Origin of the sequence: Rhodophyticola sp., assembly GCF_965284195.1 — a bacterium.
In the GTDB taxonomy this organism is placed as follows: domain Bacteria; phylum Pseudomonadota; class Alphaproteobacteria; order Rhodobacterales; family Rhodobacteraceae; genus Rhodophyticola.
Map to the genome: position 1 here is coordinate 3,924,837 of NZ_CBDIRM010000001.1, position 23,716 is coordinate 3,948,552.

The 23,716-nt window shown below is 65.4% G+C and carries 24 protein-coding genes; 5 read left to right on the top strand and 19 right to left on the bottom strand.

The window, feature by feature from the left end; genetic code table 11:
• Positions 1 to 2: 2 nt before the first annotated feature.
• From ACQ651_RS19605 to trpS, 11 genes are all read right to left on the bottom strand, one after another.
• Positions 3 to 1,112: an ABC transporter permease gene (locus tag ACQ651_RS19605; protein WP_227284531.1), complete on the bottom strand. Its 1,110-nt coding sequence runs from the start codon at positions 1,110 to 1,112 to the stop codon at positions 3 to 5.
• Positions 1,113 to 2,654, bottom strand: a complete 1,542-nt coding sequence (locus ACQ651_RS19610) for an ABC transporter ATP-binding protein (protein WP_227284530.1) — start codon at positions 2,652 to 2,654, stop codon at positions 1,113 to 1,115. It lies immediately after the preceding gene.
• A gap of 135 nt (positions 2,655 to 2,789) precedes the next feature.
• On the bottom strand, positions 2,790 to 3,788 hold the full coding sequence (locus ACQ651_RS19615; protein ID WP_375550701.1) for a BMP family lipoprotein: 999 nt from the start codon (positions 3,786 to 3,788) through the stop codon (positions 2,790 to 2,792).
• A 180-nt stretch (positions 3,789 to 3,968) separates the two neighbouring features.
• The gene (locus ACQ651_RS19620; protein WP_430450227.1) at positions 3,969 to 4,385 is read right to left on the bottom strand and encodes a GNAT family N-acetyltransferase; all 417 of its coding nucleotides are present in this window, start codon (positions 4,383 to 4,385) and stop codon (positions 3,969 to 3,971) included.
• Positions 4,382 to 5,056 carry a tRNA (adenosine(37)-N6)-threonylcarbamoyltransferase complex dimerization subunit type 1 TsaB gene (gene tsaB, locus ACQ651_RS19625; protein ID WP_430450228.1) on the bottom strand — a complete coding sequence of 225 codons (675 nt, stop codon included), beginning with the start codon at positions 5,054 to 5,056 and terminating at the stop codon, positions 4,382 to 4,384. Before tsaB ends, ACQ651_RS19620 begins: the two co-directional genes overlap by 4 nt.
• Before the next feature lie 132 nt (positions 5,057 to 5,188).
• Entirely contained in the window at positions 5,189 to 5,752 is a 564-nt protein-coding gene (locus ACQ651_RS19630; RefSeq protein WP_227284526.1) for a NifU family protein, read from the bottom strand.
• 103 nt (positions 5,753 to 5,855) lie between these two features.
• A complete protein-coding gene (locus ACQ651_RS19635) occupies positions 5,856 to 6,311 on the bottom strand; it encodes a universal stress protein (protein WP_121896393.1) in 456 nt (151 codons plus the stop codon).
• Between the two features lie 136 nt (positions 6,312 to 6,447).
• Positions 6,448 to 7,314: a branched-chain amino acid aminotransferase gene (locus ACQ651_RS19640; RefSeq protein WP_375550699.1), complete on the bottom strand. Its 867-nt coding sequence runs from the start codon at positions 7,312 to 7,314 to the stop codon at positions 6,448 to 6,450.
• A gap of 308 nt (positions 7,315 to 7,622) precedes the next feature.
• Positions 7,623 to 8,123, bottom strand: coding sequence for a VOC family protein (locus ACQ651_RS19645; RefSeq protein WP_227284523.1), 501 nt, complete (start codon positions 8,121 to 8,123; stop codon positions 7,623 to 7,625).
• Positions 8,124 to 8,242: 119 nt separating this feature from the next.
• Positions 8,243 to 8,806, bottom strand: coding sequence for an AAA family ATPase (locus ACQ651_RS19650; RefSeq protein WP_430450229.1), 564 nt, complete (start codon positions 8,804 to 8,806; stop codon positions 8,243 to 8,245).
• Between the two features lie 25 nt (positions 8,807 to 8,831).
• On the bottom strand, positions 8,832 to 9,857 hold the full coding sequence (gene trpS, locus ACQ651_RS19655) for a tryptophan--tRNA ligase (RefSeq protein WP_227284521.1): 1,026 nt from the start codon (positions 9,855 to 9,857) through the stop codon (positions 8,832 to 8,834).
• Positions 9,858 to 9,957: 100 nt separating this feature from the next.
• Between trpS and ACQ651_RS19660 the strand changes: the two genes are divergently transcribed.
• On the top strand, positions 9,958 to 10,641 hold the full coding sequence (locus ACQ651_RS19660; protein WP_227284520.1) for a rhomboid family intramembrane serine protease: 684 nt from the start codon (positions 9,958 to 9,960) through the stop codon (positions 10,639 to 10,641).
• On the opposite strand, the gene murJ is transcribed toward ACQ651_RS19660, so the two are convergent.
• Genes murJ through ACQ651_RS19675 form a run of 3 tightly spaced genes read right to left on the bottom strand, consistent with a single transcriptional unit; the run spans position 10,638 to position 16,211 of the window.
• The gene (murJ, locus tag ACQ651_RS19665) at positions 10,638 to 12,239 is read right to left on the bottom strand and encodes a murein biosynthesis integral membrane protein MurJ (RefSeq protein ID WP_430450230.1); all 1,602 of its coding nucleotides are present in this window, start codon (positions 12,237 to 12,239) and stop codon (positions 10,638 to 10,640) included. The genes ACQ651_RS19660 and murJ overlap by 4 nt on opposite strands.
• Positions 12,240 to 12,244: 5 nt before the next feature.
• Positions 12,245 to 15,079, bottom strand: a complete 2,835-nt coding sequence (locus ACQ651_RS19670; RefSeq protein WP_375550695.1) for a [protein-PII] uridylyltransferase — start codon at positions 15,077 to 15,079, stop codon at positions 12,245 to 12,247.
• A complete protein-coding gene (locus ACQ651_RS19675) occupies positions 15,039 to 16,211 on the bottom strand; it encodes a penicillin-binding protein activator (protein ID WP_430450231.1) in 1,173 nt (390 codons plus the stop codon). Before ACQ651_RS19675 ends, ACQ651_RS19670 begins: the two co-directional genes overlap by 41 nt.
• A 93-nt stretch (positions 16,212 to 16,304) precedes the next feature.
• On the opposite strand from ACQ651_RS19675, the gene rsmI reads away from it, so the two are divergent.
• The 3 genes from rsmI (at position 16,305) to gshB (ending at position 18,574) form a co-directional block, all read left to right on the top strand.
• Positions 16,305 to 17,201 carry a 16S rRNA (cytidine(1402)-2'-O)-methyltransferase gene (gene rsmI, locus ACQ651_RS19680; protein WP_375550694.1) on the top strand — a complete coding sequence of 299 codons (897 nt, stop codon included), beginning with the start codon at positions 16,305 to 16,307 and terminating at the stop codon, positions 17,199 to 17,201.
• Positions 17,198 to 17,551 (top strand): YraN family protein, encoded by a 354-nt coding sequence (locus ACQ651_RS19685; RefSeq protein WP_227284516.1) that lies wholly within the window; start codon positions 17,198 to 17,200, stop codon positions 17,549 to 17,551. The genes rsmI and ACQ651_RS19685 overlap by 4 nt, the downstream gene beginning before the upstream one ends.
• 75 nt (positions 17,552 to 17,626) lie before the next feature.
• Entirely contained in the window at positions 17,627 to 18,574 is a 948-nt protein-coding gene (gene gshB / locus ACQ651_RS19690) for a glutathione synthase (RefSeq protein WP_430450232.1), read from the top strand.
• Between the two features lie 135 nt (positions 18,575 to 18,709).
• On the opposite strand, the gene ACQ651_RS19695 is transcribed toward gshB, so the two are convergent.
• The 4 genes from ACQ651_RS19695 to cobU all read right to left on the bottom strand — a co-directional run bounded on the left by ACQ651_RS19695 (position 18,710) and on the right by cobU (position 22,171).
• Entirely contained in the window at positions 18,710 to 20,248 is a 1,539-nt protein-coding gene (locus tag ACQ651_RS19695; protein ID WP_430450233.1) for a YifB family Mg chelatase-like AAA ATPase, read from the bottom strand.
• Between the two features lie 63 nt (positions 20,249 to 20,311).
• Positions 20,312 to 20,992 (bottom strand): glutathione S-transferase, encoded by a 681-nt coding sequence (locus ACQ651_RS19700; protein WP_430450234.1) that lies wholly within the window; start codon positions 20,990 to 20,992, stop codon positions 20,312 to 20,314.
• Positions 20,993 to 21,050: 58 nt separating this feature from the next.
• Positions 21,051 to 21,629, bottom strand: coding sequence for a histidine phosphatase family protein (locus ACQ651_RS19705; protein ID WP_227284614.1), 579 nt, complete (start codon positions 21,627 to 21,629; stop codon positions 21,051 to 21,053).
• The gene (gene cobU, locus ACQ651_RS19710) at positions 21,629 to 22,171 is read right to left on the bottom strand and encodes a bifunctional adenosylcobinamide kinase/adenosylcobinamide-phosphate guanylyltransferase (RefSeq protein ID WP_430450235.1); all 543 of its coding nucleotides are present in this window, start codon (positions 22,169 to 22,171) and stop codon (positions 21,629 to 21,631) included. Before cobU ends, ACQ651_RS19705 begins: the two co-directional genes overlap by 1 nt.
• A gap of 102 nt (positions 22,172 to 22,273) precedes the next feature.
• Between cobU and ACQ651_RS19715 the strand changes: the two genes are divergently transcribed.
• Complete coding sequence (locus ACQ651_RS19715; protein ID WP_227284511.1) at positions 22,274 to 23,155, top strand: RNA polymerase factor sigma-32; 882 nt, start codon at positions 22,274 to 22,276, stop codon at positions 23,153 to 23,155.
• Between the two features lie 47 nt (positions 23,156 to 23,202).
• Here ACQ651_RS19715 and ACQ651_RS19720 read toward each other — a convergent pair whose 3' ends face one another.
• Positions 23,203 to 23,673, bottom strand: a complete 471-nt coding sequence (locus ACQ651_RS19720) for a hypothetical protein (RefSeq protein WP_430450236.1) — start codon at positions 23,671 to 23,673, stop codon at positions 23,203 to 23,205.
• Positions 23,674 to 23,716 lie beyond the last annotated feature (43 nt).

The following is a 23,716-nucleotide window of genomic DNA, read 5'->3' on the forward strand; positions in this document are numbered from 1 at the left end:
GGTTACTCCGCCGGGCTGTCCGCGCGGTCGCGGCGGCGCAGGCTGAGGAAGAGCTTTTCCATCGGCATCCGCACCATGTTGTCGAGCGCGCCGGTGAACAGGATGACCAGCGCCTGAATCACGACGATCATTTCGCGGCTGACGGCCGGCATCTCGAATTCAAGCTCCGCTCCGCCCTGATAGAGCACACCGAAGAGGATCGCCGCGAGGAACACGCCCACCGGGTGCGACCGGCCCATCAGCGCCACCGCGATCCCGACGAAGCCCGCGCCTTGCACATTGTCGATCACCAGCCGTTCGGCCTCTCCCATGACCGAGTTGGTGGCCATCAGCCCGGCCAGCCCGCCCGAGATCAGCATCGCGATCATGATGATGCGCACCGGGCTGATACCGGCATAGACAGCCGCCGTTTCGGAATGGCCGAAGGCGCGGATTTCATACCCCAGACGGGTGCGCCAGATCAGCATCCAGACCAGGAAACAGGCCAGCAACGCGAGGAGGAACGAGATGTTGAGCGGGGTGGAGGACCGGAACCCCAGCCACGGCACGATATCTGCCGCGTTCGGCAGATGCACGGCGTCGGCGAACCGCGCGGTTTCGGGCGCCATGCTGCCCGGCACGCGGAACACGTTGACCAGAAGATAGACCAGCAGCGCCGATGCGATGAAGTTGAACATGATCGTGGTGATCACGATATGGCTGCCGCGCTTGGCCTGAAGATAGGCCGGGATCGCCGCCCAGGCCGCGCCGAAGATCGCCGCCGCGCCGCTGGCCACAAGCAGGGCCACGGACCAGTGCGGCCAAGGCACGGACAGGCAGACGACCGCCACCCCGAGACCGCCCAGAGCGGCCTGCCCCTCGCCGCCGATATTGAACATCCGCGCGTGAAAGGCCACCGCCACGGCCAGCCCGGTAAAGATGAAATTCGTGGCGTAGAAAAGCGTGTAGCCCCAGCCATAGGCCGACCCCATGGCGCCGCGCACCATGATCTGCATCGCCTCGACCGGGCTTTCGCCGATATAGAGCACCACAAGCCCGGACACGAGCAGCGCAAGGATCACGCTGATCAGCGGGATCAGGATCACATCGGCCCATTTTGGCATCTTGTCCATCTACGCGGCCCCCTTGGTCATGCCCGCCATCATCAGGCCAAGCTCTCTTTCGTCGGTTTCATCGGGCAGGCGTTCGCCCATGAAATGCCCATCGAACATCACGGCGATCCGGTCGGAAAGCCCCAGGATCTCATCCAGCTCGACCGACACCAGCAGGATCGCCTTGCCCTGATCCCTGAGCGCGATGATCTGCTGGTGAATGAACTCGATCGCGCCGATATCCACCCCGCGTGTCGGCTGCCCGATCAGCAACAGGTCGGGATTGCGCTCCATCTCCCGGGCCACGACCAGCTTCTGCTGGTTGCCGCCCGAAAAATTGCGCGCCGGCAGGCGCGGATTGGGCGGGCGCACGTCATAGCGCTCCATCTTGGCCATGGTGTCGGCGCGGATCTCGGTATTGTTCATCAACAGACGGTTGCGCTGGTACTTCGGGTCATGGTGATAACCGAAGGCGATGTTTTCCCATGCCTCATAGGGCATGATGAGGCCTTCCTGCTGGCGGTCCTCGGGCACATGCGCGATGCCGCGATTGCGGCGGGTCTGTCCGTTGGAATGCTTGCCCGTCAGGTCGATCTGGTCGTTGTTCAGGATCACTGTGCCGCTCTGGGCCGGTCTCATCCCGCCCAGCACCTCCAGAAGCTCGGTCTGGCCATTGCCCGCGACGCCGGCAATGCCGAGGATTTCGCCGGCGCGGATGTGGAACGAGATGCCCTTCAGACGTTCCACGCCCTTGCCGTCCCTGACCTTCAGGCCATCGACCTTCAGGACCGTGGCGCCGGGATTTGCCGGTTTCTTGTCCACGCGCAGCAGCACCTTGCGGCCCACCATCATCTCCGCCAGTTCGGGGGGCGAGGTCTCGGCGGTTTTCACGGTCGCGGTCATCTGCCCCCGGCGCATCACGGAAACGGTGTCGGTCACCTCCATGATCTCACGCAGTTTATGGGTGATCAGGATGATGGTTTTGCCTTCTTCCTTGAGCCGCCCCAGGATCCGGAACAGCTGATCGGCCTCCGCCGGGGTCAACACGCCCGTAGGTTCGTCGAGGATGAGGATGTCGGCCTTGCGGTAAAGCTGTTTCAGGATCTCCACGCGCTGCTGGTGGCCGACGCTCAACTCCTCGACCACCGCGTCGGGGTCGACGTTCAGCCCGTATTCCTCGGCCAGTTCGGTCAGCAGTTTGCGGGCCTTGGCGATGGAGGGTTGCAGCATCGCGCCGTCTTCGGCGCCGAGGATCACGTTTTCGACGACGGTGAAATTCTCGACCAGCTTGAAATGCTGGTGAACCATGCCGATGCCGGCGCTGATCGCGGCCTGGCTGTCGGGGATCGGCGTTAGTTGCCCGTTGATGAAGATCTCGCCCGCATCCGCCTTGTAGAAGCCGTAAAGGATGGACATCAGCGTCGATTTTCCGGCGCCGTTTTCGCCCACGATGCCGTGGATGGTGCCGGGCTGAACGGAAATGGAGATGTCCTTGTTGGCCTGAACCGGGCCGAATGCCTTGGAGATGCCTTTCAGCTCGATCGCGGGGGAGGCTTGGGTCATTTACGTGGTCCTGCGTGCGCACGGGCTTGGAAAAAAGGTATGGAAAGGGCCGCACACCGGAGACCGGGGCGGCCCTTCGTCAACGTTATGGAACGGCGCAGGGGCATATGTCTATGCCGATGCGCCGCAACCGGATTATTGCATCGCCACCGGGCAGGTGCCGTCATCGGAGAAGTTGTGGACGACGATTTCACCCGCGATGATCTGTTCGCGCGCCGCGTCCACGGCCTCCTGCATCTCCGGCGTGATCAACTCGGCGTTGTTTTCGTCCAGCGCATAGCCGACGCCGTCTTCCGCCAGGCCCAGAACCGTCACACCGGTTTCGATCTCTTCGCCGGCGCTGAAGGCGTTGTAGACCGCCACGTCCACGCGCTTCAGCATCGAGGTCAGAACCTGACCGGGATGAATGCCGTTCTGGTTGCTGTCCACACCGATCGACAGGATGCCCTCATCCGCCGCGGTTTGCAGAACCCCCACGCCGGTGCCGCCGGCGGCCGCATAGACCACATCGGCGCCCTGCGCGATCTGGCCACGGGTCAGCTCACCGCCGCGAACCGGGTCGTTCCAGGCCGCAGGCGTCGTGCCCGTCATGTTCGCGATCACGGTCGCGTCGGGATTTGCGGCCACCACGCCCTGGGCATAGCCGCAGCCGAAGCGCGAGATCAGCGGAATGTCCATGCCGCCGACAAAGCCCACGACGCCGGTTTCCGACGCCATGCCGGCAAGCATGCCGACAAGGAACGAGCCTTCATGTTCCTGGAAGATGATCGACTGCACATTGGGCTGGTCGACCACGCTGTCGATGATCACGAAGGTGGTGTCCGGGTAGTCGGGCGCGATGGTGTCCAGCACCGATCCGAAGGCAAAGCCCGCCATCACCACCGGGTTGGAGCCCGCTTCGGCCAGACGGCGGAGCGCCTGTTCGCGCTGTGCGTCCGACTGCAACTCGATCTCGCGATATTCGCCGCCGGTCTCCTCGGCCCACCGCTGCGCGCCGTTGAAGGCCGCCTCGTTGAACGACCGGTCGAATTTTCCGCCCAGATCGAACACCAGCGCAGGGCCGTCGGCCAGAACCGCCGTGACGCTCAGCGCCGTCGCCGCGGCCGCGCCAAGCAAAGATTTCATCAAGCTCATTTAAACACTCCCAGTTGGTGGCGGGCCAGTGGCCGGTACGATCCGGCGCCCGCAAGCAAAGATCTCGTGATCCCTGCGCAGAATAAGGGCAAAGCCGGGCGGGGCGGTCAACCGGATTCTGGTGTGCGGCGCGGCACGGCAGGCGGACCCAACGTCAGCTTTTCCCGGGTTGACGGCAAATTAGGCGGTCAGCACGCGTTCCATGATCAACGCGTCGTCGCGGGTGCCGTCCTTATGGGTGTAGTAGGCCGGGCGCAGGCCGGTTTTCGCAAACCCTGCCCGGACATAGAGGCCGACCGCCGGCGCGTTGCCTGCGGCCACCTCCAGAAACAGGCGGTTCACCCCCTGATCGCGGGCCAGCATCTCGGTGTCGTCCAGAAGGGCCAGCGCGAGACCCTGCCGTCGCGCGGCCGGTGCGACGGCGAGGGTGAGGATCTCCATCTCCGGCGGGAGAAGCCGCAGGAGCAGAAACGCCTGCCCCCGGTGCAGCAGCCGGATACTGGCCTGCGCCAGAAGCTCCCGGAACTCCGCAGCGCTCCATGCACGCTGCCTTGTGAAGGCGCGGTCATGGATCAGGGCCAGCTGCTCCGGGGTCATTCCAGAATGACCGGGGCTGCCTGCCGGGAGGGGGCCGCGTCCGCCACCCGGACATATAGCGGGGCGGGGCGCTGAAAGCTCTGGCCGGTTGCGAATTTCGCCATCGCGATGCGGGCCAGCGGGAGGGCATAGTCCAGAAGAACGGTCGGGCGCGGATGTGCGTCGGATGCGAGCCCATAGGCGATGGCTGCGGCCTCATGGCCCAGCACCTCGCCACCCTCCGGCAGTTCGAGATCGGCGGGCGGATCGGCCGGGTCGATCTGGCGCGGTGGGCCAACCGCCGCGCCGCCCCTGAAGGGCTGCACATAGGCCGTGCCGCGCGGACCGGGCAGGCTGACGAGTTGCGGCGTGGCCGCTTGCGGGCAGTGTGCGCCTCGCATGATCTCAAAGCCGGTGACGCCGATGGCGGGCACGCCAAGGGCCAGCGCCATGCCGCGCGCGGCGGATACCGCGATGCGCAAACCGGTGAAATTGCCCGGACCGGTGCCGACGCCGATGGCGGCCAGATCCGCCGGGGTCAGCCCCTCGGTTTCCATCATATCCGCAATGAGCGGCATCAGAGCTTCCGCCTGCCCCTTTTTCATCGGCTCGTGACGATGGGCGAGCACCCGGTCGCCCCGGACCAACGCGGCGGCGCAGTGGGGGCCGGACGTATCGAAGGCGAGGATCATGGTTCGAGAACCGGCGCCGCGATGACGCGCCGGCAATCGCCGGACCGGCGAGAGGACGCCATCTCAGGCAGGGGTGAGACCGTGATGATGTGCGTGGCGCCGTAACGGCAGCGCCCGGTTCTCATCCCGGCGTCAGACTGCGACAGGGCGAACCTCAAGCACTTCGGGGATGTAATGACGCAGCAGGTTTTCGATGCCCATTTTCAGGGTCAGCGTCGATGACGGGCAGCCGGCGCAGGCGCCCTGCATATGCAGATAGACGACGCCCCGGTCAAACCCGTGGAACGTTATATCGCCGCCATCCTGTGCCACGGCCGGGCGCACGCGCGTGTCGAGCAGTTCCTTGATCTGCCCCACGATCTCGGCGTCCTCGCCATCATGTTCGGCATGGCCGCCGGTGCCGCCGCCTTCGCCTTCCATCACCGGCTGGCCGGACTGGAAATGTTCCATGATCGCGCCGAGAATGGCGGGCTTCACATGGTCCCATTCCACAGCCTCGGCCTTGGTCACCGTCACGAAATCGGTGCCGAAGAATACGCCAGTCACACCGTCGACGGCGAAGATACGGCTTGCCAGCGGAGATTTTCCGGCCGTGTCGGCGGAAGGGAAATCGGCGGTGCCCACACCCAGCACGGTCTGGCCCGGCAGGAATTTCAGGGTTGCGGGGTTCGGGGTCGATTCGGTCTGGATGAACATGGCGGCATATCCTTAGCGGTTTGCTCAGATATGCGCCCGATGGTCCGGGAAGTCAAGTTTTGGAACGGTTCTAAACTGGCAGGAGGCGTCCGGTGCCGACATATCAGGTGATCTGCTCAAGCTGCTCTTTCGACATCTCGCCCGGCACGATCGTCATCGGAACCGGCAGGGTGCCGGCACTTTTGGTCAGCGCGGTCACCAAAGGCCCGGGGCCGCCCTTGCCCGTGCCCGCCCCCAGAACCAGAACGCCGATTTCCGGGTCTTCGCGCACCTGCGCCAGGATCTCGTCCACCGGTTCGCCCTCGCGGATCACCAGTTCGGGGTCGATGCCCTGACGATCGCGCATCCATTTGGCGAAGACGTTGAAATGCGCCTCGATCCGTTCGCGGGCCTCGGCGCGCATCATCTCGCCGACACCGATCCAGTGATTGAATTCATCGGGCGGAATCACCGACAGGATTTCGACGCCACCGCCCGTATGGGCCGCGCGCATGGCGGCAAACCGCATCGCGTTCAGGCATTCGCGGGTATCGTCCAGCACGACCAGGAATTTGCGCATGGTTCAGGCCCTCCGGTGGCGGAGAATGACCTGTCGGGCGGGTCCATGCAACGGATTTAGCGCAAGGCTCCGGCCGCCTTGGGGCCGGTCCGGCCAATGCCCGCTTGCGCGCATCCGGACAAGCGGCCGTCGAAACTCAGGCATCGGCGGATTGCGCCCAGTCCCAGTAAAGCTCCCTTGTTTTCCGAGTCACCGGGCCGATCTGGTAGTGGGTGCCGTCGAATTCGGTTACCGGCGTGACCTTGTTGAGATTGCCCGACATGAACACTTCGTCCGCCGCGCGGAAGCGGTCGAAACCCAGCACTTCCTCCCGGACGTCGTAGCCGTCTGCGCGGAGGTTCCGGATATGGCGGGCCCGCGTGATGCCCGACAGGAATGTCCCGTTGGCGATCGGGGTGAACACCACGCCGTCCTGAACCATGAAGATATTGGCGGTGGCGGTTTCGGCCACATTGCCAAGCGCGTCGGCGACCAGCGCATTGTCATACCCCCTGGACGCGGCCTCGGCCAGCATCCGCGCGTTGTTCGGATAGAGACAGCCCGCCTTGGCGTTGGTCACATTGTCGGCCAGCACGGGGCGGTGGAACTGCGTGGTGGTCAGCCGCGAGGCGGCTTCGGGCGCCGCCATCGGGATCTCTTCCAGACAGATCGCGAAGCCGGTCGCGTTCTCCTTGGGAACAATCCCCATATGGCCGCCATCCAGACCCCAGTACATCGGGCGTATGTAAACGGGCGTGCCCTTCGGGTAGCGTTTCAGCCCCTCCCAGGTGATGTCGAAAATCTCTTGTGCCGTATGGGTCGGCGTCAGCATCAGCGCCGCGGCGGAGCGGTTCACCCGCTCGCAATGGGCCATAAGATCCGGCGCCAGACCGTCCACGTGACGCGCGCCATCGAAAACGGTGGTGCCCAGCCATGCGCCATGATCGGCGGCCCGCATGATCGGAACATCGCCATCATGCCATGCGCCATCGAAATAGGTTTTGATGTTGCTGCCGGTCGCCATCTGATCCTCCCCCCGCAAGTGACGGGGGGAGCATGAGTGACTTTAGGTCAGAGGTCCAGACGTAAACCCGAGCTGATAATCCATCGCGCCGGGTTTCGGGGCGTCGGGCCGGGGTCTGGCCACCGGTTTCAACGGTGTTTCGGCCGCCGTTTGGACCGGTTTGATCTTGGTCAGATATGTCATTAGAATGCTCCCCCAAGGTTTGAAGTCGCGGTTCGGAGTTGGAGATATAAGTGTGCGCCCGGGAAAGTCCAGCCCGGGATTGTGAAAGTTTTGTGCAACTGCGAACAGAGAAGGACCGGTGAGTGTCAGTCTTCGGCCAGAAGCGCCTGCAAATCCAGCGGATCGGTTATCATCGACAGGCTGCCATCCGCGGCGCGCGGCCAGTCTTCGGGCGCGCGGTCCCGGTAGAGTTCGACGCCGTTGCCATCGGGATCGGATAGGTAGACCGCCTCGCTGACACCATGATCGGAGGCGCCTTCGATCGGAATGCCGGCGGCGATGACCCGGGCCACCGCCCCGGCAAGCGCCGCACGGTCGGGGTAAAGGAAGGCCGTGTGAAACAGGCCCGTATGCCCGCGGGGCGCGGGTGTGCCGCCCCGGCTGCTCCATGTGTTCAGCCCGATATGGTGGTGATAGCCGTCCGCCGAGAGAAACGCGGCCTGGTCGCCATGGCGCTGCTGCACCTCGAACCCCAGCACATCCGCATAAAACGCGATCGCGCGGTCCAGATCGGCGACTTTCAGATGCACATGTCCGATGCATGTCCCCTTGGGTGCGGCGTAGGCTCCGTGCGTGATCTCAGACATGTCAGCTCTCCTTTGCTGAACGGCATACCGCCGGAACGCGGACAGAAAAACCGCCATCCCCGCAGGGCTTTCGTGCATGTCCGCGCAGATGCGCGCTGGCGGGTGGGGATGCGTTTGGGTCAAACCCGGCCAGCATCTCCGCGCCCTGCACCTGCCCCGATATGCCGCAGAACGAAGTCCACCCGGTCCTCCACCGGGTGTTTCGGGACGTCCACAAGCTTGTAGCCAAGCTCCGCATAGGCGCGGCGAGTTTCGTGAAACTCCCGTTCGGCGAAGGCGAAATCATGCTGCCGCTCCGCGTCGGCGCGGTAGATCTCCGGCCATGGCGGGCAGAGGAACACCGGCGCGGCGAAGCGAAGGTCGCGGGCTGTCTGCGCCATCCGGTCCGGGATCGGTGCGCCGATGACCCGGCTGTACCCCAACGCCTCGACAAAGCTGCGGTCGAAGAACACGGGGGGCCTTGCTGCGGAGTGCGCCTGATAGGCCTCCACCGACAGGGAAAACAGCAGATCGCGGAAGGCGACGCTATCCTGCCATGGCAGGGCCCGCCCGCCCGCGGCGACCTGATCCTGCACGATCCTGCGGCCGATTTCGGGCTCCGTGCGATACCCGCGCGCGGCCAGCGCCGCCAGCAAGGTGGATTTGCCGCCGCCCGATGCGCCGGTGATGACATGGATCGCCATGCTTCCCCCTTGCGTTCAGGCGGATCTAGCTGCGGATCATCCCGATGATATCATAGGTCTGCTCAAGGATCGGCACCGTGATCTCCCGGGCCCGTTCCGCCCCGCGGCCGAGAATCCGGTCGATCTCGGCGGGGTCGTCCATCAGCCGGGCCATTTCTTCGGAAATGGGCGAGAGCTTCGCCACCGCCACATCGGCCAGCGCCGCCTTGAAATGGCCGAACAGGGCACCCGCATGCTGATCCAGCACCGCCTGCGGCTCAATCTCGGACAGCGCGGCATAGATATTCACCAGGTTGCGCGCGTCCGGGCGCCCCTCCAGACCACGGACATCGCCGGGCAGCGGGTCCGGATCGGTCTTTGCCTTGCGGATCTTCCGCGCGATGGTGTCGGCATCGTCGGTCATGTTGATCCGCGATTTGTCCGATGGGTCGGATTTCGACATCTTTTTCGTGCCGTCCTGTAGGTTCATCACCCGCGTGGCCACGCCTTCGATCACCGGCTCGACGATGGGAAAGAACTCCACCCCGTAATCGTGGTTGAACTTCGCCGCGATGTCGCGGGTCAGTTCCAGATGCTGTTTCTGATCCTCGCCCACGGGCACATGGGTGGCGTGGTAGATCATGATATCGGCGGCCATCAGCGCGGGATAGGCCAAAAGCCCGAGCGAGGCCGCCTCGGCGTTCTTGCCGGCCTTGTCCTTCCACTGGGTCATCCGCCCCATCCAGCCCATCCGTGCGATGCAGTTGAAAATCCAGGCCAGTTGGGCGTGTTCGGGCACCTGGCTCTGGTTGATCAGGATGGATTTTTCCGGGTCGATCCCACTCGCCAGAAAGCCCGCGCACAGCTCGCGCGTGTTCTGGCGCAGGGTGTCGGGGTCCAGCAAGGTCGCGGTGATCGCGTGCAGGTCCACCATGCAGTAGACGGTTTCGTGCGTGCCGGCATCCTGCATCTCGACGAAGCGTTTGATCGCGCCCAGGTAGTTGCCAAGCGTCAGACCGCCCGAAGGCTGGATGCCGGAGAAGACGCGGGGGGTGAAAGATGGGTTGGACATCTTTGATGTGACCTTATCTGCGGTGCCGATGCACTCTGGCCATCGGCGTCGGCCTCGCTTACCCATGCGGGCCAAGCCCGTCAACCAAGGGAGATCACGCATGCAGGACCCGGATGCCAACCCCTTCAACGTGCTGCCGCCGGTGGTGATTGCGCTGGCCGTGGTGATCTTCGGGCTGGAGGTGATGTTTCAGGCCGCCACCGCGGGGTTTCTGGGCGGTCAGGCCGGCGTCGGCTGGCGGCTTGCGGCCATCGGCGACTATGGCGTGCTCAATGACGTGGTCGACTGGATGCTGGCCAATACCAGCTATCCGCCCGAACATCTGGTGCGCTTTGTTACCTATCCGTTGATCCACGCCGGAATGATCCATGCCGTCTTCGTGGTCGTCTTCATTCTGGCCATCGGCAAGATGGTGGCGGAGGTGTTTTCGCCGTTGGCATTCGTCGCGGTTTTTCTCGTCTCCGCGATTGCGGGGGCGCTTGGCTTCACGCTCCTGCTCGACAGCCCGTATCCGCTGATCGGCGGGTATCCTGCGGTCTACGGGCTGATCGGGGCGTTCACCTTTCTGCTCTGGGCCGATCTGGCGGCGCATGGTGCGAACCGGTTTCGCGCCTTCGCGCTGATCGCGGCGCTGCTGGCGATCCAGATCCTGTTCGGCGTGATCGACGGCGATTTCGGCAATGTGGTGGCCAATCTTTGCGGCTTCGTGGCCGGCTTCCTGATGTCCTTCGTGGTCAGCCCCGGCGGCTGGCAACGGGTCCTGGCGAAGCTGCGCCGCCGTTAGGAGCGGCGGAGCGCGCTGCGCAGTTCGGCGATGTGGAAAGCGTTCAGGGCCCGCCCGATGAGGAAATAGCTGAGCATCCCGAGCAGGACCATGGCCGCCAGCGCGCCGTAGCGCCAGCCATCGGTTCCCAGAAGCGGCCCGAGCAGCAGCGCCAGCCCCCACAGCACCACCCCCATCAGGATCGACGCGATGGAGATCCGCCAGATCCGCCGTCGATAGCGGTCGTCGAAGCGGGCGACCTCCCCCATCGGTCTGGTGCCGCGCGACAGAAGCCAGACCATGACCCAGGCCGCGACCGTGGTGCCGATGGCGGCACCCAGAAAGCCGATCGCCATGGCCAGCCCGACGGCGACAACGGCGTTGACCACCATCGCCACCACCGCATAGCGGAACGGCGCTCTTGTATCCTCGCGCGCGAAATAGAGCGGCTGCATGACTTTCTGAAGCACGAAGGCAGGCAGCCCCGCGCCATAGACCGCCAGCGCCAGCGCCGTGGCCGCCACGTCGTCCGGCCCGAAGGCGCCGCGCCCGAAAAGGACGGAGACGAGCGGAACCGGGATCACCATCAACGCCACCGCCGACGGCACGGTCAGCGCCATCGAGAGTTCCGCCGCGCGGCTGAGCGCCTCGCGCCCGCCCGTGGCGTCATCGGCGCGCAGCCGGCGTGACAGATCCGGCAAAAGAACGATCCCGATTGCGATCCCCACCACGCCGAGGGGCAATTGATAGAGCCGGTCCGCAAGGCTGAGCCATACGATCGCGCCCTCGAAGAAGCTGGCGACCTGGCGGCCCACCAGCAGGTTGATCTGCACGACGCCACCGGCCAGCATCGCCGGAGCCGCGATGATCGCCAGCCGCTTGAGATCGGGGGTCAGGCGCGGCATTTGCAGCCGCATCCGGAATCCCGCGCGCGCGGCGGCCACCCAGACCAGCACCACTTGGGCCACGCCCGCCACCAATACGCCCCAGACCAGCATCGTGCCGGCGTGGATCCCGGTGATCCCGGCCAGCCCGGGCGCCTCGACCGTGACCACGTCTTCCAGCACACCGGTGTCCGCCAGTAGCAGGGCGCAGATCAGGACCATGTTCAGAAGCACCGGGGCGGCCGCGGCGGCGGCAAACCGGCCCGAGGCGTTCAGGACCCCGGACAGCAGTGCCGCAAGGGAGATGAAGAGGATGTAGCCGAACGCAATCCGCCCGAAGACCACCGCCAGATCAAACCGTGCATCCCCGGCAAAGCCGCTTGCCATGGCAAGCACCAGCCACGGCATGATCAACTGGGCGACGAGCGTGAAGACGATCAGGAGCGTGGCCAACCCCGCGAAGGCCTCTCTCGCGAAGCCTTCGGCATCCTCCCGGCCTTCCAGTTTCTTCGAGAAAAGCGGCACGAAGGCGGTGTTGAACGCGCCTTCGGCAAAGAACCGGCGGAACATGTTGGGCAGGCTGAAGGCCACCAGAAAGGCCTCCGCCACCGGACCCGCGCCCAGAATGCCGGCGATGAGAATGTCGCGGGCAAAGCCGAAGACACGGCTGAGCAGGGTCCAGACCCCGACCGTGAGGAACCCCGCGACAAGCCGGATCGGACGCGCGGCCGCCATCGCGCTCAGGCTCCGGCCCGCTCGGCAACCCGTGCGATCGCGTCGCGGAGCTTGCGTTCAAGGCTGTCCTGCTTGGATTTGGTGTAAAGCTTCAACCCGAACATATCCTTGACATAGAAGGTATCGACCACCTGGGCCCCATATGTCGCGATGACGGCGCTGGCGATATAGATATTCGATGCCGCAAGCGTTTTGGTCAGATCGTAGAGCAGACCGGGCCGGTCGCGGGTGTCGACCTCGATGATCGTGTAGATCTCGGAGCCGTCATTGTCGAAGGTGATGTTGGTCGGGACATCGAAGGGCCGCTCGCGTTTCTTGATCTTGTCGCGGCGCTCCAGCGCGTGACTTGCCACTACCTCGCCTTTCAGGGTCTTGCCGATCATGTCGCGCAGGCGGGGCAGGCGGGCCTCCTCATAAGGGTTGCCATCGGCATCCTGCACCCAGAACACGGCGGTGGCGAACCCGTCTTTGGACGTATAGGTGCGGGCATCCACGACATTGGCCCCCACAAGGCTGAGCGCGCCCGCCAGACGGCTGAAGATGCCCGGATGGTCGGCCAGCGCAAAGCACACGCGGGTGGCATCGCGATCGGTGTCGCGGCGGGTGTCTATCCGGATCTTGGTCTCGCCCAGATCGCGCAGCATCTCGGCGAAGGTGATCTGGCTCGCCAGATCGAGGCCCTGCCAATAGGGCCCGTAATGCCGCGCCATTTCGATCTTGAGTTCGGGTTTGTCCCAGCCGTCGAGGGCTTCGCGCAGTGCGCGCTTGGCCTCGCTTTCCAGCTTGTCGCGGTTGAGATCCTCTAGACCGTTTTCCAGCGCATGGGCGGTCGCCCGGTAAAGCCCGCGCAAGAGCGTGGCTTTCCAGTTGTTCCAGGTATGCGGCCCGACCCCGCGAATATCGCAGACGGTCAGCACGGTCAGCAGGTCCAGCCGGTCCCTGGTTTTGACGGCCTTGGCGAAATCGCGGACCGTGCGCGGGTCGGAGATATCACGTTTCTGCGCCATGTCCGACATCAGCAGATGATAGCGCACGAGCCATTCCACGGTGTCGCACTCCGCCGGTTTCAGCCCGAGGCGCGGGCACATCATCCGCGCAATCCGGGCGCCGAGGATCGAATGATCCTCCTTCCGGCCCTTGCCGATGTCATGCAGCAGGCAGGCGACGTAAAGCACCTTGCGGTTCACGCCGCTCTTCAGGATCCGGCTGGCGACCGGCAGTTCCTCGATCAGTTCTTCCCGCTCGATCTGCGCGAGGGTGGAGACCACCTGTATCGTGTGCTCGTCCACCGTGTAGCTATGATACATGTTGAACTGCATCATCGCGACGATTTCGGCGAATTCCGGAATGAACGCGCCCAGAACGCCCAGTTCGTTCATCCGACGCAGCCCGCGTTCCGGATTGCCGTGTTTCAGCAGGAGATCCAGGAAAATCCGGTTCGCCTCTGGGTCCCGGCGCAGATCCTCGTCGATCAGCTCCAGATGGCCCGCGACCATCCGCATCGCATCGGGATGGAGCAGATATCCGGTGCGCAGCCCCTCCTCGAAGAGGCGCAGAACGTTCAGCTTGTCGGCCAGAAAGGCGGTCTCGTCCTCCACGCTCAGGCGGTTCTGCTTGACGGCGTAGCCGGGTTTCAGCTTCTTGCGGCGGGTGCGTTTGCGGCCCCGGAACAGCTCCCACAGACCCGGTTCGCGCTTGACGTGGCTCGCCTCGAGCGCGGTCAGGAAAATCCGCGTGAGTTCGCCCACGCGGGTGGCGTGGCGGAAGTAATCCTGCATGAAATGCTCGACCGCGCGCCGCCCGTCATGATCGGTATAGCCCATGCGATCGGCCACCTGGACCTGCATGTCGAAGGTCAGCTGATCCTGCGCGCGCCCGGCGATCAGATGCAGATGGCAGCGGACCGACCACTGAAACCGCTCCGCCGCGTCGAAGGCATCGAACTCTTCCTGCGTGAACACGCCCAGCCCCACCAGTTCGCGGGCCCGCTGCACGCCGTGCAGGTACTTCGCGATCCAGTAGAGCGTCTGCAGGTCGCGCAGCCCGCCCTTGCCCTCTTTGACATTGGGCTCCAGCATGTAGCGCTGGCCGCCCTGCTTGCGGTGGCGCGTGGCGCGCTCTTCCAGTTTCGCCTCGATGAACTCGGAGGCGGTGCCGGCGAAAAGCTGGCTGCGCAGCGTGTCCTGCAGATCGGCGGCCAGGGCGGCATCGCCCGCCAGATAGCGCATCTCCAGAAAGGTCGTGCGAATGGTGTAGTCGTCCTTGCCCAGACGCAGGCAGTCCTTGATGGTGCGGCTGGAATGGCCGACCTTCAGGCGCAGATCCCACAGCATGTAGAGCGTAGATTCGATGATGCTCTCCACCTTGGCGGTCATCTTCCACGGCGTGACGAACATCAGGTCGACATCGGAAAACGGCGCCATCTCGCCACGGCCGTAGCCGCCCACCGCCATCACGGCGACGCGCTCCGCGTCGGTGGGTGTCGGGGTCGGATGCAGCTTCGCGGTCGCCACATGAAGTACTTCGCGCAGCATCCCGTCGGTCAGATAGGCATAGGCGCGCAGCACCCGGCGCGCGGCGGTCGGATCGGCGGCGAAGGCCGCGCTGATCTTGCTGCGCCCGGCCTCCTTCACCTCGGCGAGGATCTCGACCACATGCGCGCGGATCTCGCCGGCATCGGCGCAATCGGCGATCCGCGCCTCGATCCGCCGGCGGATGGCAGGCTGATCGAAGACCTGCGATGCGGGACAGATCAGCTCCGCGGCATCCGAAGGCTCTGAAAGGACCGGTGGCGAGGGGTCAGAACCCCGCAGGGCCAAGGCGTCTTGGGGCAGGGTCAATCACGGCCACCTGGTTGTTTTGGACTTGGGCAATGGCCATGGCCCGCTGATTGGTGCCATCGCTTCTGAGGCGGAATACTCCGTTCGCGCCGTTAAAGCCAGAGGAGGCGGTGAGATCCGCCGCACCCAGTCTGCCCTGGGACGCGGCTGTCTCGGCCACGGCGCGCATCGCGTCATAGCCGATGGCGGCCAGGATATGCGGGGTGGAGCCGTTTGCCGCGCTGTAGCGGGCATTGAAACTGGCCGCCGCCTGCGGATCGGGCAGGGCGAACCAGCCGCCTTGCAGGCCCGAGAGTTCCAGCGTCTGCGGCGGCACATCCCATCGCGTCAGCCCGATGACCCGGGTGCTTTCCGTGTCGAGCCCGTTTTCGGGCAGCAATTGCGCGAAAAGCGGCAGGGCGCCCGCGGCATCGGAGGTCATGATCAGCGCATTGGTATCGGTGGACCGCACGGTGCTCATCACGGTCGGCAGGGCCGCGACCACGCCGTTTTGCGAAAACTCGTAGCTGACCCGGCCGGTGATCGTGGCGCCGGTGCCCGCAACGGCGCGTTCCACCGCGTCGCGTGCGACCTCGCCCGCCAGATTGCGGGCATGCAGGATCAGGATCCGGTTGCGCCCCTGGGTCGCGGCATAGTTGACGACGCGCGCGGCGGTGTTCTGGAAGGTATGGCCCAGCACGAAGACATTGCCGCCCGCGATCTCGGTGTTGTTGGAGAAGCTCAGCACGTTGATGTTGGAGCGCGCCACCGCAACCCCGACCGCGGCCGCCGCATCGGACCGGAGCGGCCCGAGGATCACATCCGCACCCGCGCTGACCGCCTGTTGCGCGACCGCGGCGGCCTGGGCCGCATTGCCGGCTGTGTTGTAGACCGTCAGGTTGATCTCGACACCCTGCACTTCGGCCATAGCCATGCGCGCCGCGTTTTCGAGGCTGCGGGCCACCAGATCGTCGCCCGCGCTGGCCGAGCCATAGGGCAGGAGCATGGCCACCTCGATGGTCTGGCCGGAGACGCGGGGGCCGATGGGGCCGCTGACGGGATTGCCCACCTGACAGGCGGCAAGAAGGCCGGTCAGCGCGAGAACGGAAAGCAGCCGGAATGGCTTGCGGAAGTTACGCAAAGCAGAGATCATGAGGATCCTCGTCTCCCTTGGGGCACCTGTCATCTATACGGGCGAGACTAGTGCGTTCAGACCCCCAAGTAAACGCCGCCGGAGCCTTTGGCCATGCCCGATCTGCCCACCGATCCCAGCCCAATGGCAACGCCCGCGCGCCGCGTGACGCTGGCGCCGGGGCTGTACTTCGTGGCGACGCCTATCGGTGCCGCGCGCGATATCACCTTGCGCGCCCTCGACATTCTGCTGAGCGCCGATCTGCTGGCCGCCGAGGATACGCGCACCGCGCGCAGATTGATGGAGCTGCATGGCATACCCTTGGGCGACAGGCCGCTTGTCGCCTATCACGATCACAACGGCCCGGCGCAGCGGCCCCGGCTGCTGGCGGCCCTGGCCGAGGGCAGGACGGTGGCCTATGTCTCCGAGGCCGGGACGCCGCTTGTGGCCGATCCCGGGTATCAGCTTGGCCGCGCCGCGATCGAGGCGGGTGCGCCGGTCTTTGCGGCGCCGGGTCCCTCCGCCGCGCTGGCGGCGCTGACGGTATCCGGCCTGCCGAGCGACCGGTTCCTGTTCGCGGGCTTCCCGCCCAGCCAGGCGGGTGCCCGCAAGCGGTTCCTGGACGGGCTGGCGGATATCGAGGCCACCGTGATCCTCTACGAAAGCCCCAAGCGCATTCACCGATTGTTAGATGTTCTGGGCGAAACTCTGGGTCAGGCGCGTCAGATCGCGCTGTGCCGGGAGCTGACCAAGCGTTTCGAGGAGGTCATCCGCGGCACGGTTGCCGAACTGCGCGAGGCCATCGAGGGCCGCGCGCTGAAAGGCGAGATCGTGCTGGTGGTCGGGCGCGGGCAATCCCGGCAGGCCAGCGCCGACGACATGGAGACCGCGTTGCGCGAGGCGCTGAAAACCCAACGGGTCAAGGATGCCGCCGCCGAGGTTGCCGAGAAACTGGGGCTGCCGCGTCGCCTTGTCTATCAGGCGGCCCTGAAACTGGAAGATAACGCATGAGCGGGATGACGAGCTATCTGGCTGGCAGGACCGCAGAAGACAGGGTTGCCGCGGAATATGCGCGCGGCGGCCACGTGATCCTGTCCCGCCGCTGGCGCGGCCAGGCCGGCGAGATCGATCTGGTTGCCGAAAAGGACGGGGAGACGGTTTTCATCGAGGTGAAGAAAAGCCGCAGTTTTGCCCGGGCCGCCGAACGCCTCTCCCGCCGTCAGATGCAGCGGATCTATGCCAGCGCCTCCGACTACCTTGGCCATTTGCCGGATGGGCAGAACAGTGTTGCCCGGTTCGATGTGGCGCTGGTGAATGACCGCGGCATGATCGAGATCGTCGAAAACGCACTCTGCGCCTGATCGCGGCATTCCCCCATTGCAAGCTCGCCGCCGTCGCGCCATGAAGGCGGGACCTACGCTGGATGGAGTGCTGCCATGGCCCTGAAAGTCGCGTTTCAGATGGACCCGATCGACCGCGTCAACATCGATGCGGACAGCAGTTTCCGGCTTGCCGAAGAGGCGCAGGTCCGGGGCCATGAACTGTTCTTCTACACGCCCGAGAAGCTGGCCTATCAGGAAGGCCGCGTGACCGCCCGCGGCTGGCCGCTTGAGGTGCGCCGGGTCAAGGGCGATCACTTTTCGCTTGGCGCCTATACCGAGGTGGATCTTGCAGAATGGGATGTGATCTGGCTGCGTCAGGATCCGCCCTTCGACATGGGCTATATCACCACGACGCATATGCTTGATCGGCTGCATCCCGCCACGCTGGTCGTGAACGATCCGTTCTGGGTGCGGAACTATCCCGAAAAACTGCTGGTTCTCGATTTTCCCGACCTGACCCCGCCAACCACCGTCGCCCGGGATCTCGACACGCTGAAGGCGTTCAAGGCGCGCCATGGCGACATCATTCTCAAGCCGCTTTATGGCAATGGCGGGGCGGGCGTGTTCCGCCTGACGCCGGAGGACCGGAACCTCAACTCGCTTCACGAGCTTTTTGCCGCCATGAACCGGGAGCCGCTGATCGCCCAGAAATTCCTCCCGGATGTGAGCGCTGGCGACAAGAGGATCATTCTGGTCGACGGAGAGCCGGTCGGCGGCATCAACCGTGTTCCGGCGGAGGGCGAAACGCGGTCCAACCTGCATGTGGGCGGGCGCGCGGAAAAGATCGGACTGACCGACCGTGATCTGGAGATCTGCGCCCGGATCGGGCCCCTGCTGCGGGAAAAGGGGCAGGTTTTCGTAGGTATCGACGTGATCGGCGGCTGGCTGACAGAGATCAACGTGACCTCGCCCACGGGCATTCAGGAGCTGGAGCGTTTCGATGGCGTGAACATCGCCGAGAAGATCTGGCAGGCGATCGAGGCGAAACGCGCCGGGCGCTGACGGAGCCGCCGCGGCGAGCGGCGTCTCAGGCCGGACGGACGGGCCCGATCCGGGAACCGTCCGGACCTTGAAGGGGGCCGCAGGATCGCGGGAACCGCCTGTTTCGTAACCTGTCCGCCGGCCCGGCGGCTCTTGTCAGTTCTGGGCTCCGATCAGGCGAAACCCGATCGCCTCGGCGATATGGGGCGCGCCCACGGTCTCATCCCCGTCCAGATCGGCGATGGTGCGCGCGACGCGCCGGATGCGATGATATCCGCGCGCGGAGAGGCGAAACCGGTCGGCGGCCTTCAGCAGCAGTTCCTTGCCTTCGGCATCCGGCGTTGCGATCCGGTCCAGCGCGTCGCCCTCGGCATCCGCGTTGCAACGGGCGGGCAGATCAAGTGCGGCGAAGCGCGCGGCCTGCCTGTCCCGCGCCGCCGAAATGCGCGCGGCGATCGTGGCGCTGCTGTCGCCCGAGGGCGGCAGATCCAGATCCGCATAGCCCACCGGCGGCACCTCAAGGCGCAGGTCGAACCGGTCCATCAGCGGGCCGGAGATCTTGCCCAGATAGTCCTCCCCACAGATCGGTGCCCGGCCGCAGGCCTGATCGGCATCGTAGAGATGCCCGCAGCGGCACGGATTGGCGGCGGCAATCAGCAGGAAGCGGCAGGGATAGGTGACATGGGCATTGGCCCGCGCCACGACGACATCGCCGGTTTCGATCGGTTGTCGGAGCGTTTCCAGCACGGCGCGCGGGTATTCGGGAAACTCGTCAAGAAACAGCACGCCGTTATGCGCAAGACTGATTTCGCCCGGTTTGGCCCCGCGCCCGCCACCGACGATGGCCGCCATCGACGCGGTGTGATGCGGCGCGCGGTAGGGGCGGGTGCGCGAAATGCCGCCCTCGTCCAGAAGGCCCGCCAGCGAATGGATCATCGAGGTTTCCAGCGCTTCGGCGGGCGACAGCGGCGGCAGAAGCCCCGGCAGGCGGGCCGCCAGCATGGATTTGCCCGACCCGGGCGGTCCGACCATCAGAAGGTGATGACGGCCCGCCGCCGCAATCTCCAGCGCGCGCTTGGCCCGTTCCTGCCCTCGAACTTCGCGCAGATCCCCGGGCGTTGCATCCTGCGTCACCTCGCCCGGAATGGCCTGCGCCAGGGGCGCGCGGTCCGTCAGATGGGCGATCATTTCGGCCAGCGACCCGGCGGCGAAAACCGGCGTGACCCCGACCCAGGCCGCTTCGGCGCCGCAGGCCGCCGGGCACAGAAGCACGCGGTCATCCTCCCCCGCGGCAAGGGCCGCCGGCAGGGCGCCGATAACCGCGACAAGGCTGCCGTCGAGAGAAAGTTCGCCCAATGCCACGGCCTCTTCCACGCGTTCGCGGGGCAGAACGCCAAGGGCTGCCAGCAGGGCGAGCGCGATCGGGAGGTCAAAATGAGAGCCTTCCTTGGGCAGGTCGGCGGGGGAGAGATTGATCGTGATCCGTTTCGACGGCAATGCGATGGCCATGCCCGAAAGCGCCGTGCGAACCCGTTCGCGCGCCTCCGATACGGCCTTGTCCGGCAGGCCCACGATCGCGAAGGCGGGCAGGCCCGGCGTGACCGCGCATTGCACCTCCACGCGGCGCGCCTCCAACCCCTCGAAGGCGACGGTATGGATTCGGGCAAGGCTATCGGGGCGGGCGGTATCCAGCATAGTTAACCGCTACGATCCGGAGGTTAGGAAAGCGTTAACACCCGCTGGTCTGCGCAGCGCCCGTCACCTGGGCAGGGGAAACGGGCGCCGCGGCAGATCCATGTCGTAATTCGGCTGCTCGGGGCCGTCAGACAGGCCGGCCTCATACCACGCGCGAAAGGCCGGATGGTCGAGCTGTCTGGCGACATAGGCCTGTGCCATGTCGGAAGCGGGCAGGCCGTAGGTGGCGATCCGGGTTGCGACCGGGGCAAAGAACACATCGGCCAGCGAATAGGCGCCGCACAGCCACGGGCCGCCATGCGCCTCCAGCGCCAGGCGCCAGATCAACTCCAGCCGCGCGAGGTCGGACCGGACGGCATCCGACACCTCGAACCCGCCCCACGCAGTGCGCAGGTTCATCGGACACGCCCCGCGAAGCGCTGCGAACCCGGCATGCATTTCGGAAACGAGGCTGATGGCTCGGGCGCGCGCCACGGGTTCGGCGGGAAGAAGCCCGCGATCCGGAAACGCTTCGGCCAGATGCCAGGCGATTGCGATGCTTTCGGTCAGAAGCCCGCCATCGGGGGTGCGAACGACGGGGACAGTGCGGCCCGGCGCAAAGGCGGCGACGTCGCGGGCGAAGCGCTCGTCATAAAGGCGGGTGACCGACACCTCGACGGGGATGTCAAAGGCGGCGAAGGGCAGCCAGCCGCGCAGCGACCAGCTGGAATAGGATCGATCGGCGATCAGAAGAGCATAAGTCATGCGGATATTGAGACGGCGTGCGCCTGCCCGGTCAAACGGCAATTCCTGATCGGGCCCATCACGGTGTGTGATTGATCCGCTCCACCGACCAGCCTTCGGGCCCGTGTTGCAGGCAGGTGACCGAAAGAGGGTCGATCCGGTGGCCGATGGCCTGCGCGGGCGGCAGACCGGCGGCGCGGCCGATCTGGGTCATGATCACGCCGATATGGGCCACGGCGACGATATCCCGCCCCGCATGGTGCCGTGTGAGGCGGCTCACCACCGGATCGACGCGGGCGGCGACCTGATGCCAGCTTTCGCCATCGGGCGGGGCGACATCCCCCGGCATTTCCCAGAACCGGCGGCTCAGTTCCGGCTCGCGGTCCATGATGTCGGGAAAGCCCAGCCCGTCCCAGGCGCCGAAATTGAACTCCCGCAGATCCGGTTCATGGGGGAGCCGCAGGCGGTTCGCCTCCAGCCTGTCGGCGGTCGCGGTGGCGCGGATCAGGTCGGAGGAGACCAGCACCGCCGGTTCCGGAAGGAATGCGTGGAGGCGGGCGATCCGGTCGTCGTCGGAAAGATCGGCGGGAACATCGCGCCAGCCGACCATGGCCTTTTCATGGGTCGGGCCGTGACGCACCCACCACCAGCGGGTCATCATCGCGGCACGCCCTCCGGCAGCGCGCCCTTCAGAACCTGCGGCAGCCCGGCGGTGATCTGCACGACGAGGTCCGCCTTGGCGGCAAGGCGCTGGTTCAGGAGGCCTTGCGCGGTGAGAAACCGCCTGCCGAGCCGGGTTTCGGGCACGATGCCCTGGCCGACCTCGTTGGTGACGACGATCACGGGCGCCGCGGTCCCGGTCATGGCCCCGATCAGGCCGGTGGTCTGTTCGTCCCAGTCCATCTCCGCCAGAATGATGTTGGTCAGCCACAGGGTCGCGCAATCGACAAGCGCGATGTCCTCGCCCCCCATGGCGGCCAGCGCCGGGGCCGCCTCGATCGGGGCTTCGATCACGCGCCAGCCCTGTCCGGCGCGGCGGGCCTGATGCAGCGCGATCTTGCTGCGCATCTCGTCGTCGAAGGCCTGCGCGGTCGCGAGATAGACCTTGGCCAGCCCTGTGGCGTGGACCAGCCTTTCGGCAAAGGCCGATTTGCCCGAGGATGCCCCGCCGATCACGAGGCTGAGAGAGGGTAGGCGCAATTATTTGTCCCTTACAGTGAACCAAACGGCATATTGCTTCGTATCCCTCATAGAGCCGCGATCAGCGCGGTCCAACATCAAACACTTACCGGGGGGTGAGTTATGGCTTTGGATATGGGTGGAGACCAGTCGCTTTCGCGTCGCGCCATGCGCGCCGAGCTACTGGATGCGGAAACGGAGTTGCGTCTGGCCTATGCCTGGCGGGACCACCGCGACGAGGCGGCGCTGCACCGGCTGGTAACAGCCTACATGCGTCTGGCGATCTCGATGGCGGCGAAGTTCAAACGCTACGGCGCCCCGATGAACGACCTGATCCAGGAAGCCGGGCTGGGCCTGATGAAGGCCGCCGACAAGTTCGACCCCGACCGGGGGGTGCGGTTTTCGACCTATGCGGTCTGGTGGATCAAGGCGAGCATCCAGGATTACGTGATGCGCAACTGGTCCATGGTTCGGACCGGGTCGACCAGCAGCCAGAAATCGCTGTTCTTCAACATGCGCCGGGTTCAGGCGCGCCTTGAGCGCGAGGCGATGGCCGCGGGTGAGCGGCTGGACAAGCATCAGTTGCGCCAGATGATCGCGACCGAGGTGGGGGTGCCGCTTCACGATGTGGAGATGATGGAAGGCCGCCTGGCCGGGTCGGACTATTCGCTGAATGCCACCCAATCCGTGGATGACGAAGGCCGGGAATGGATCGACGCGCTGGAAGACGACAGCGAACAGGCCGCCGAACTGGTGGAGCAGTCCCACGACACCGAACAGCTTCGCACCTGGCTGATCACCGCGATGAACGCGCTGAACGACCGGGAACGATTTATCGTGCGCGAACGCAAGCTGCGCGACGATCCCCGGACGCTGGAAAGCCTCGGCAACGAGCTTGGCCTGTCGAAGGAGCGGGTTCGCCAGCTGGAGGCGGCCGCGTTCGGCAAGATGCGCAAGAATCTCGAAGCGCAGTCGAAAGAGGTGCTTTCATTCTTCGCCGCGTAGCGTTTCACGCCCCGTTGGGACTGATGGCCGGGCTGTTTGTCACGGCGCTACTGGTTCTTCCGGTGTGAGCGCCCGACCAATGCTTTGAGCCGTCTTTGCCGGCGCCGATAGAAGGCGCGGGCGAAGGCGGCCACAAACGGTGTTCTCCAGCCGGCCTCTACAGCCACTTCATCTGCATAGCACGTACCGCTTCCCTCCGGTCTCAGACTGATCAGATGATCCCAAAGGCGGACCATCTGCCCCTCGCCCCGATCGCGGATGAACCGCGTGTCGCCCTTCGGCGGCGGGAAGCTGACACGGAGGATCTGCAGGCCGAGCGGGATGCCGAAGGGTCCGGATAGTGCGGCGCGATACGCGCCTTCCTGCCAGGTTTCGGGCCAGTCCGGCAGATCGAGCGGCCGAAAGCTCAACCAGCCTTCGGTGATCCTGATCAGCGTATCGGGCCGCTGCAGCAGATCCCAGACGAGATCCGGCGGCGCGGGCAAGTGGCTGGTTTCGCGGATCACGCGAGGGGTCATTGCAGTTGTGTCCAAGCTAGGGTGCGCCTACACCGGAGCAGGA

Coding starts and splice junctions, on each gene's coding strand:
- ACQ651_RS19705 (WP_227284614.1), bottom strand. CDS start 21,629: ATGACCCGCTGGTGGTGGGTGCGTCACGGCCCGACCCATGAAAAGGCC.
- ACQ651_RS19695 (WP_430450233.1), bottom strand. CDS start 20,248: ATGCTGGATACCGCCCGCCCCGATAGCCTTGCCCGAATCCATACCGTC.
- ACQ651_RS19630 (WP_227284526.1), bottom strand. CDS start 5,752: ATGTTCATCCAGACCGAATCGACCCCGAACCCCGCAACCCTGAAATTC.
- murJ (WP_430450230.1), bottom strand. CDS start 12,239: ATGGCGGCCGCGCGTCCGATCCGGCTTGTCGCGGGGTTCCTCACGGTC.
- rsmI (WP_375550694.1), top strand. CDS start 16,305: ATGCCCGATCTGCCCACCGATCCCAGCCCAATGGCAACGCCCGCGCGC.
- tsaB (WP_430450228.1), bottom strand. CDS start 5,056: ATGATCCTCGCCTTCGATACGTCCGGCCCCCACTGCGCCGCCGCGTTG.
- ACQ651_RS19650 (WP_430450229.1), bottom strand. CDS start 8,806: ATGGCGATCCATGTCATCACCGGCGCATCGGGCGGCGGCAAATCCACC.
- ACQ651_RS19700 (WP_430450234.1), bottom strand. CDS start 20,992: ATGACTTATGCTCTTCTGATCGCCGATCGATCCTATTCCAGCTGGTCG.
- ACQ651_RS19685 (WP_227284516.1), top strand. CDS start 17,198: ATGAGCGGGATGACGAGCTATCTGGCTGGCAGGACCGCAGAAGACAGG.
- ACQ651_RS19715 (WP_227284511.1), top strand. CDS start 22,274: ATGGCTTTGGATATGGGTGGAGACCAGTCGCTTTCGCGTCGCGCCATG.
- ACQ651_RS19610 (WP_227284530.1), bottom strand. CDS start 2,654: ATGACCCAAGCCTCCCCCGCGATCGAGCTGAAAGGCATCTCCAAGGCA.
- ACQ651_RS19605 (WP_227284531.1), bottom strand. CDS start 1,112: ATGGACAAGATGCCAAAATGGGCCGATGTGATCCTGATCCCGCTGATC.
- ACQ651_RS19645 (WP_227284523.1), bottom strand. CDS start 8,123: ATGTCTGAGATCACGCACGGAGCCTACGCCGCACCCAAGGGGACATGC.
- ACQ651_RS19660 (WP_227284520.1), top strand. CDS start 9,958: ATGCAGGACCCGGATGCCAACCCCTTCAACGTGCTGCCGCCGGTGGTG.
- ACQ651_RS19720 (WP_430450236.1), bottom strand. CDS start 23,673: ATGACCCCTCGCGTGATCCGCGAAACCAGCCACTTGCCCGCGCCGCCG.
- ACQ651_RS19675 (WP_430450231.1), bottom strand. CDS start 16,211: ATGATCTCTGCTTTGCGTAACTTCCGCAAGCCATTCCGGCTGCTTTCC.
- gshB (WP_430450232.1), top strand. CDS start 17,627: ATGGCCCTGAAAGTCGCGTTTCAGATGGACCCGATCGACCGCGTCAAC.
- ACQ651_RS19640 (WP_375550699.1), bottom strand. CDS start 7,314: ATGGCGACCGGCAGCAACATCAAAACCTATTTCGATGGCGCATGGCAT.
- ACQ651_RS19620 (WP_430450227.1), bottom strand. CDS start 4,385: ATGACCCCGGAGCAGCTGGCCCTGATCCATGACCGCGCCTTCACAAGG.
- ACQ651_RS19635 (WP_121896393.1), bottom strand. CDS start 6,311: ATGCGCAAATTCCTGGTCGTGCTGGACGATACCCGCGAATGCCTGAAC.
- trpS (WP_227284521.1), bottom strand. CDS start 9,857: ATGTCCAACCCATCTTTCACCCCCCGCGTCTTCTCCGGCATCCAGCCT.
- ACQ651_RS19615 (WP_375550701.1), bottom strand. CDS start 3,788: ATGAGCTTGATGAAATCTTTGCTTGGCGCGGCCGCGGCGACGGCGCTG.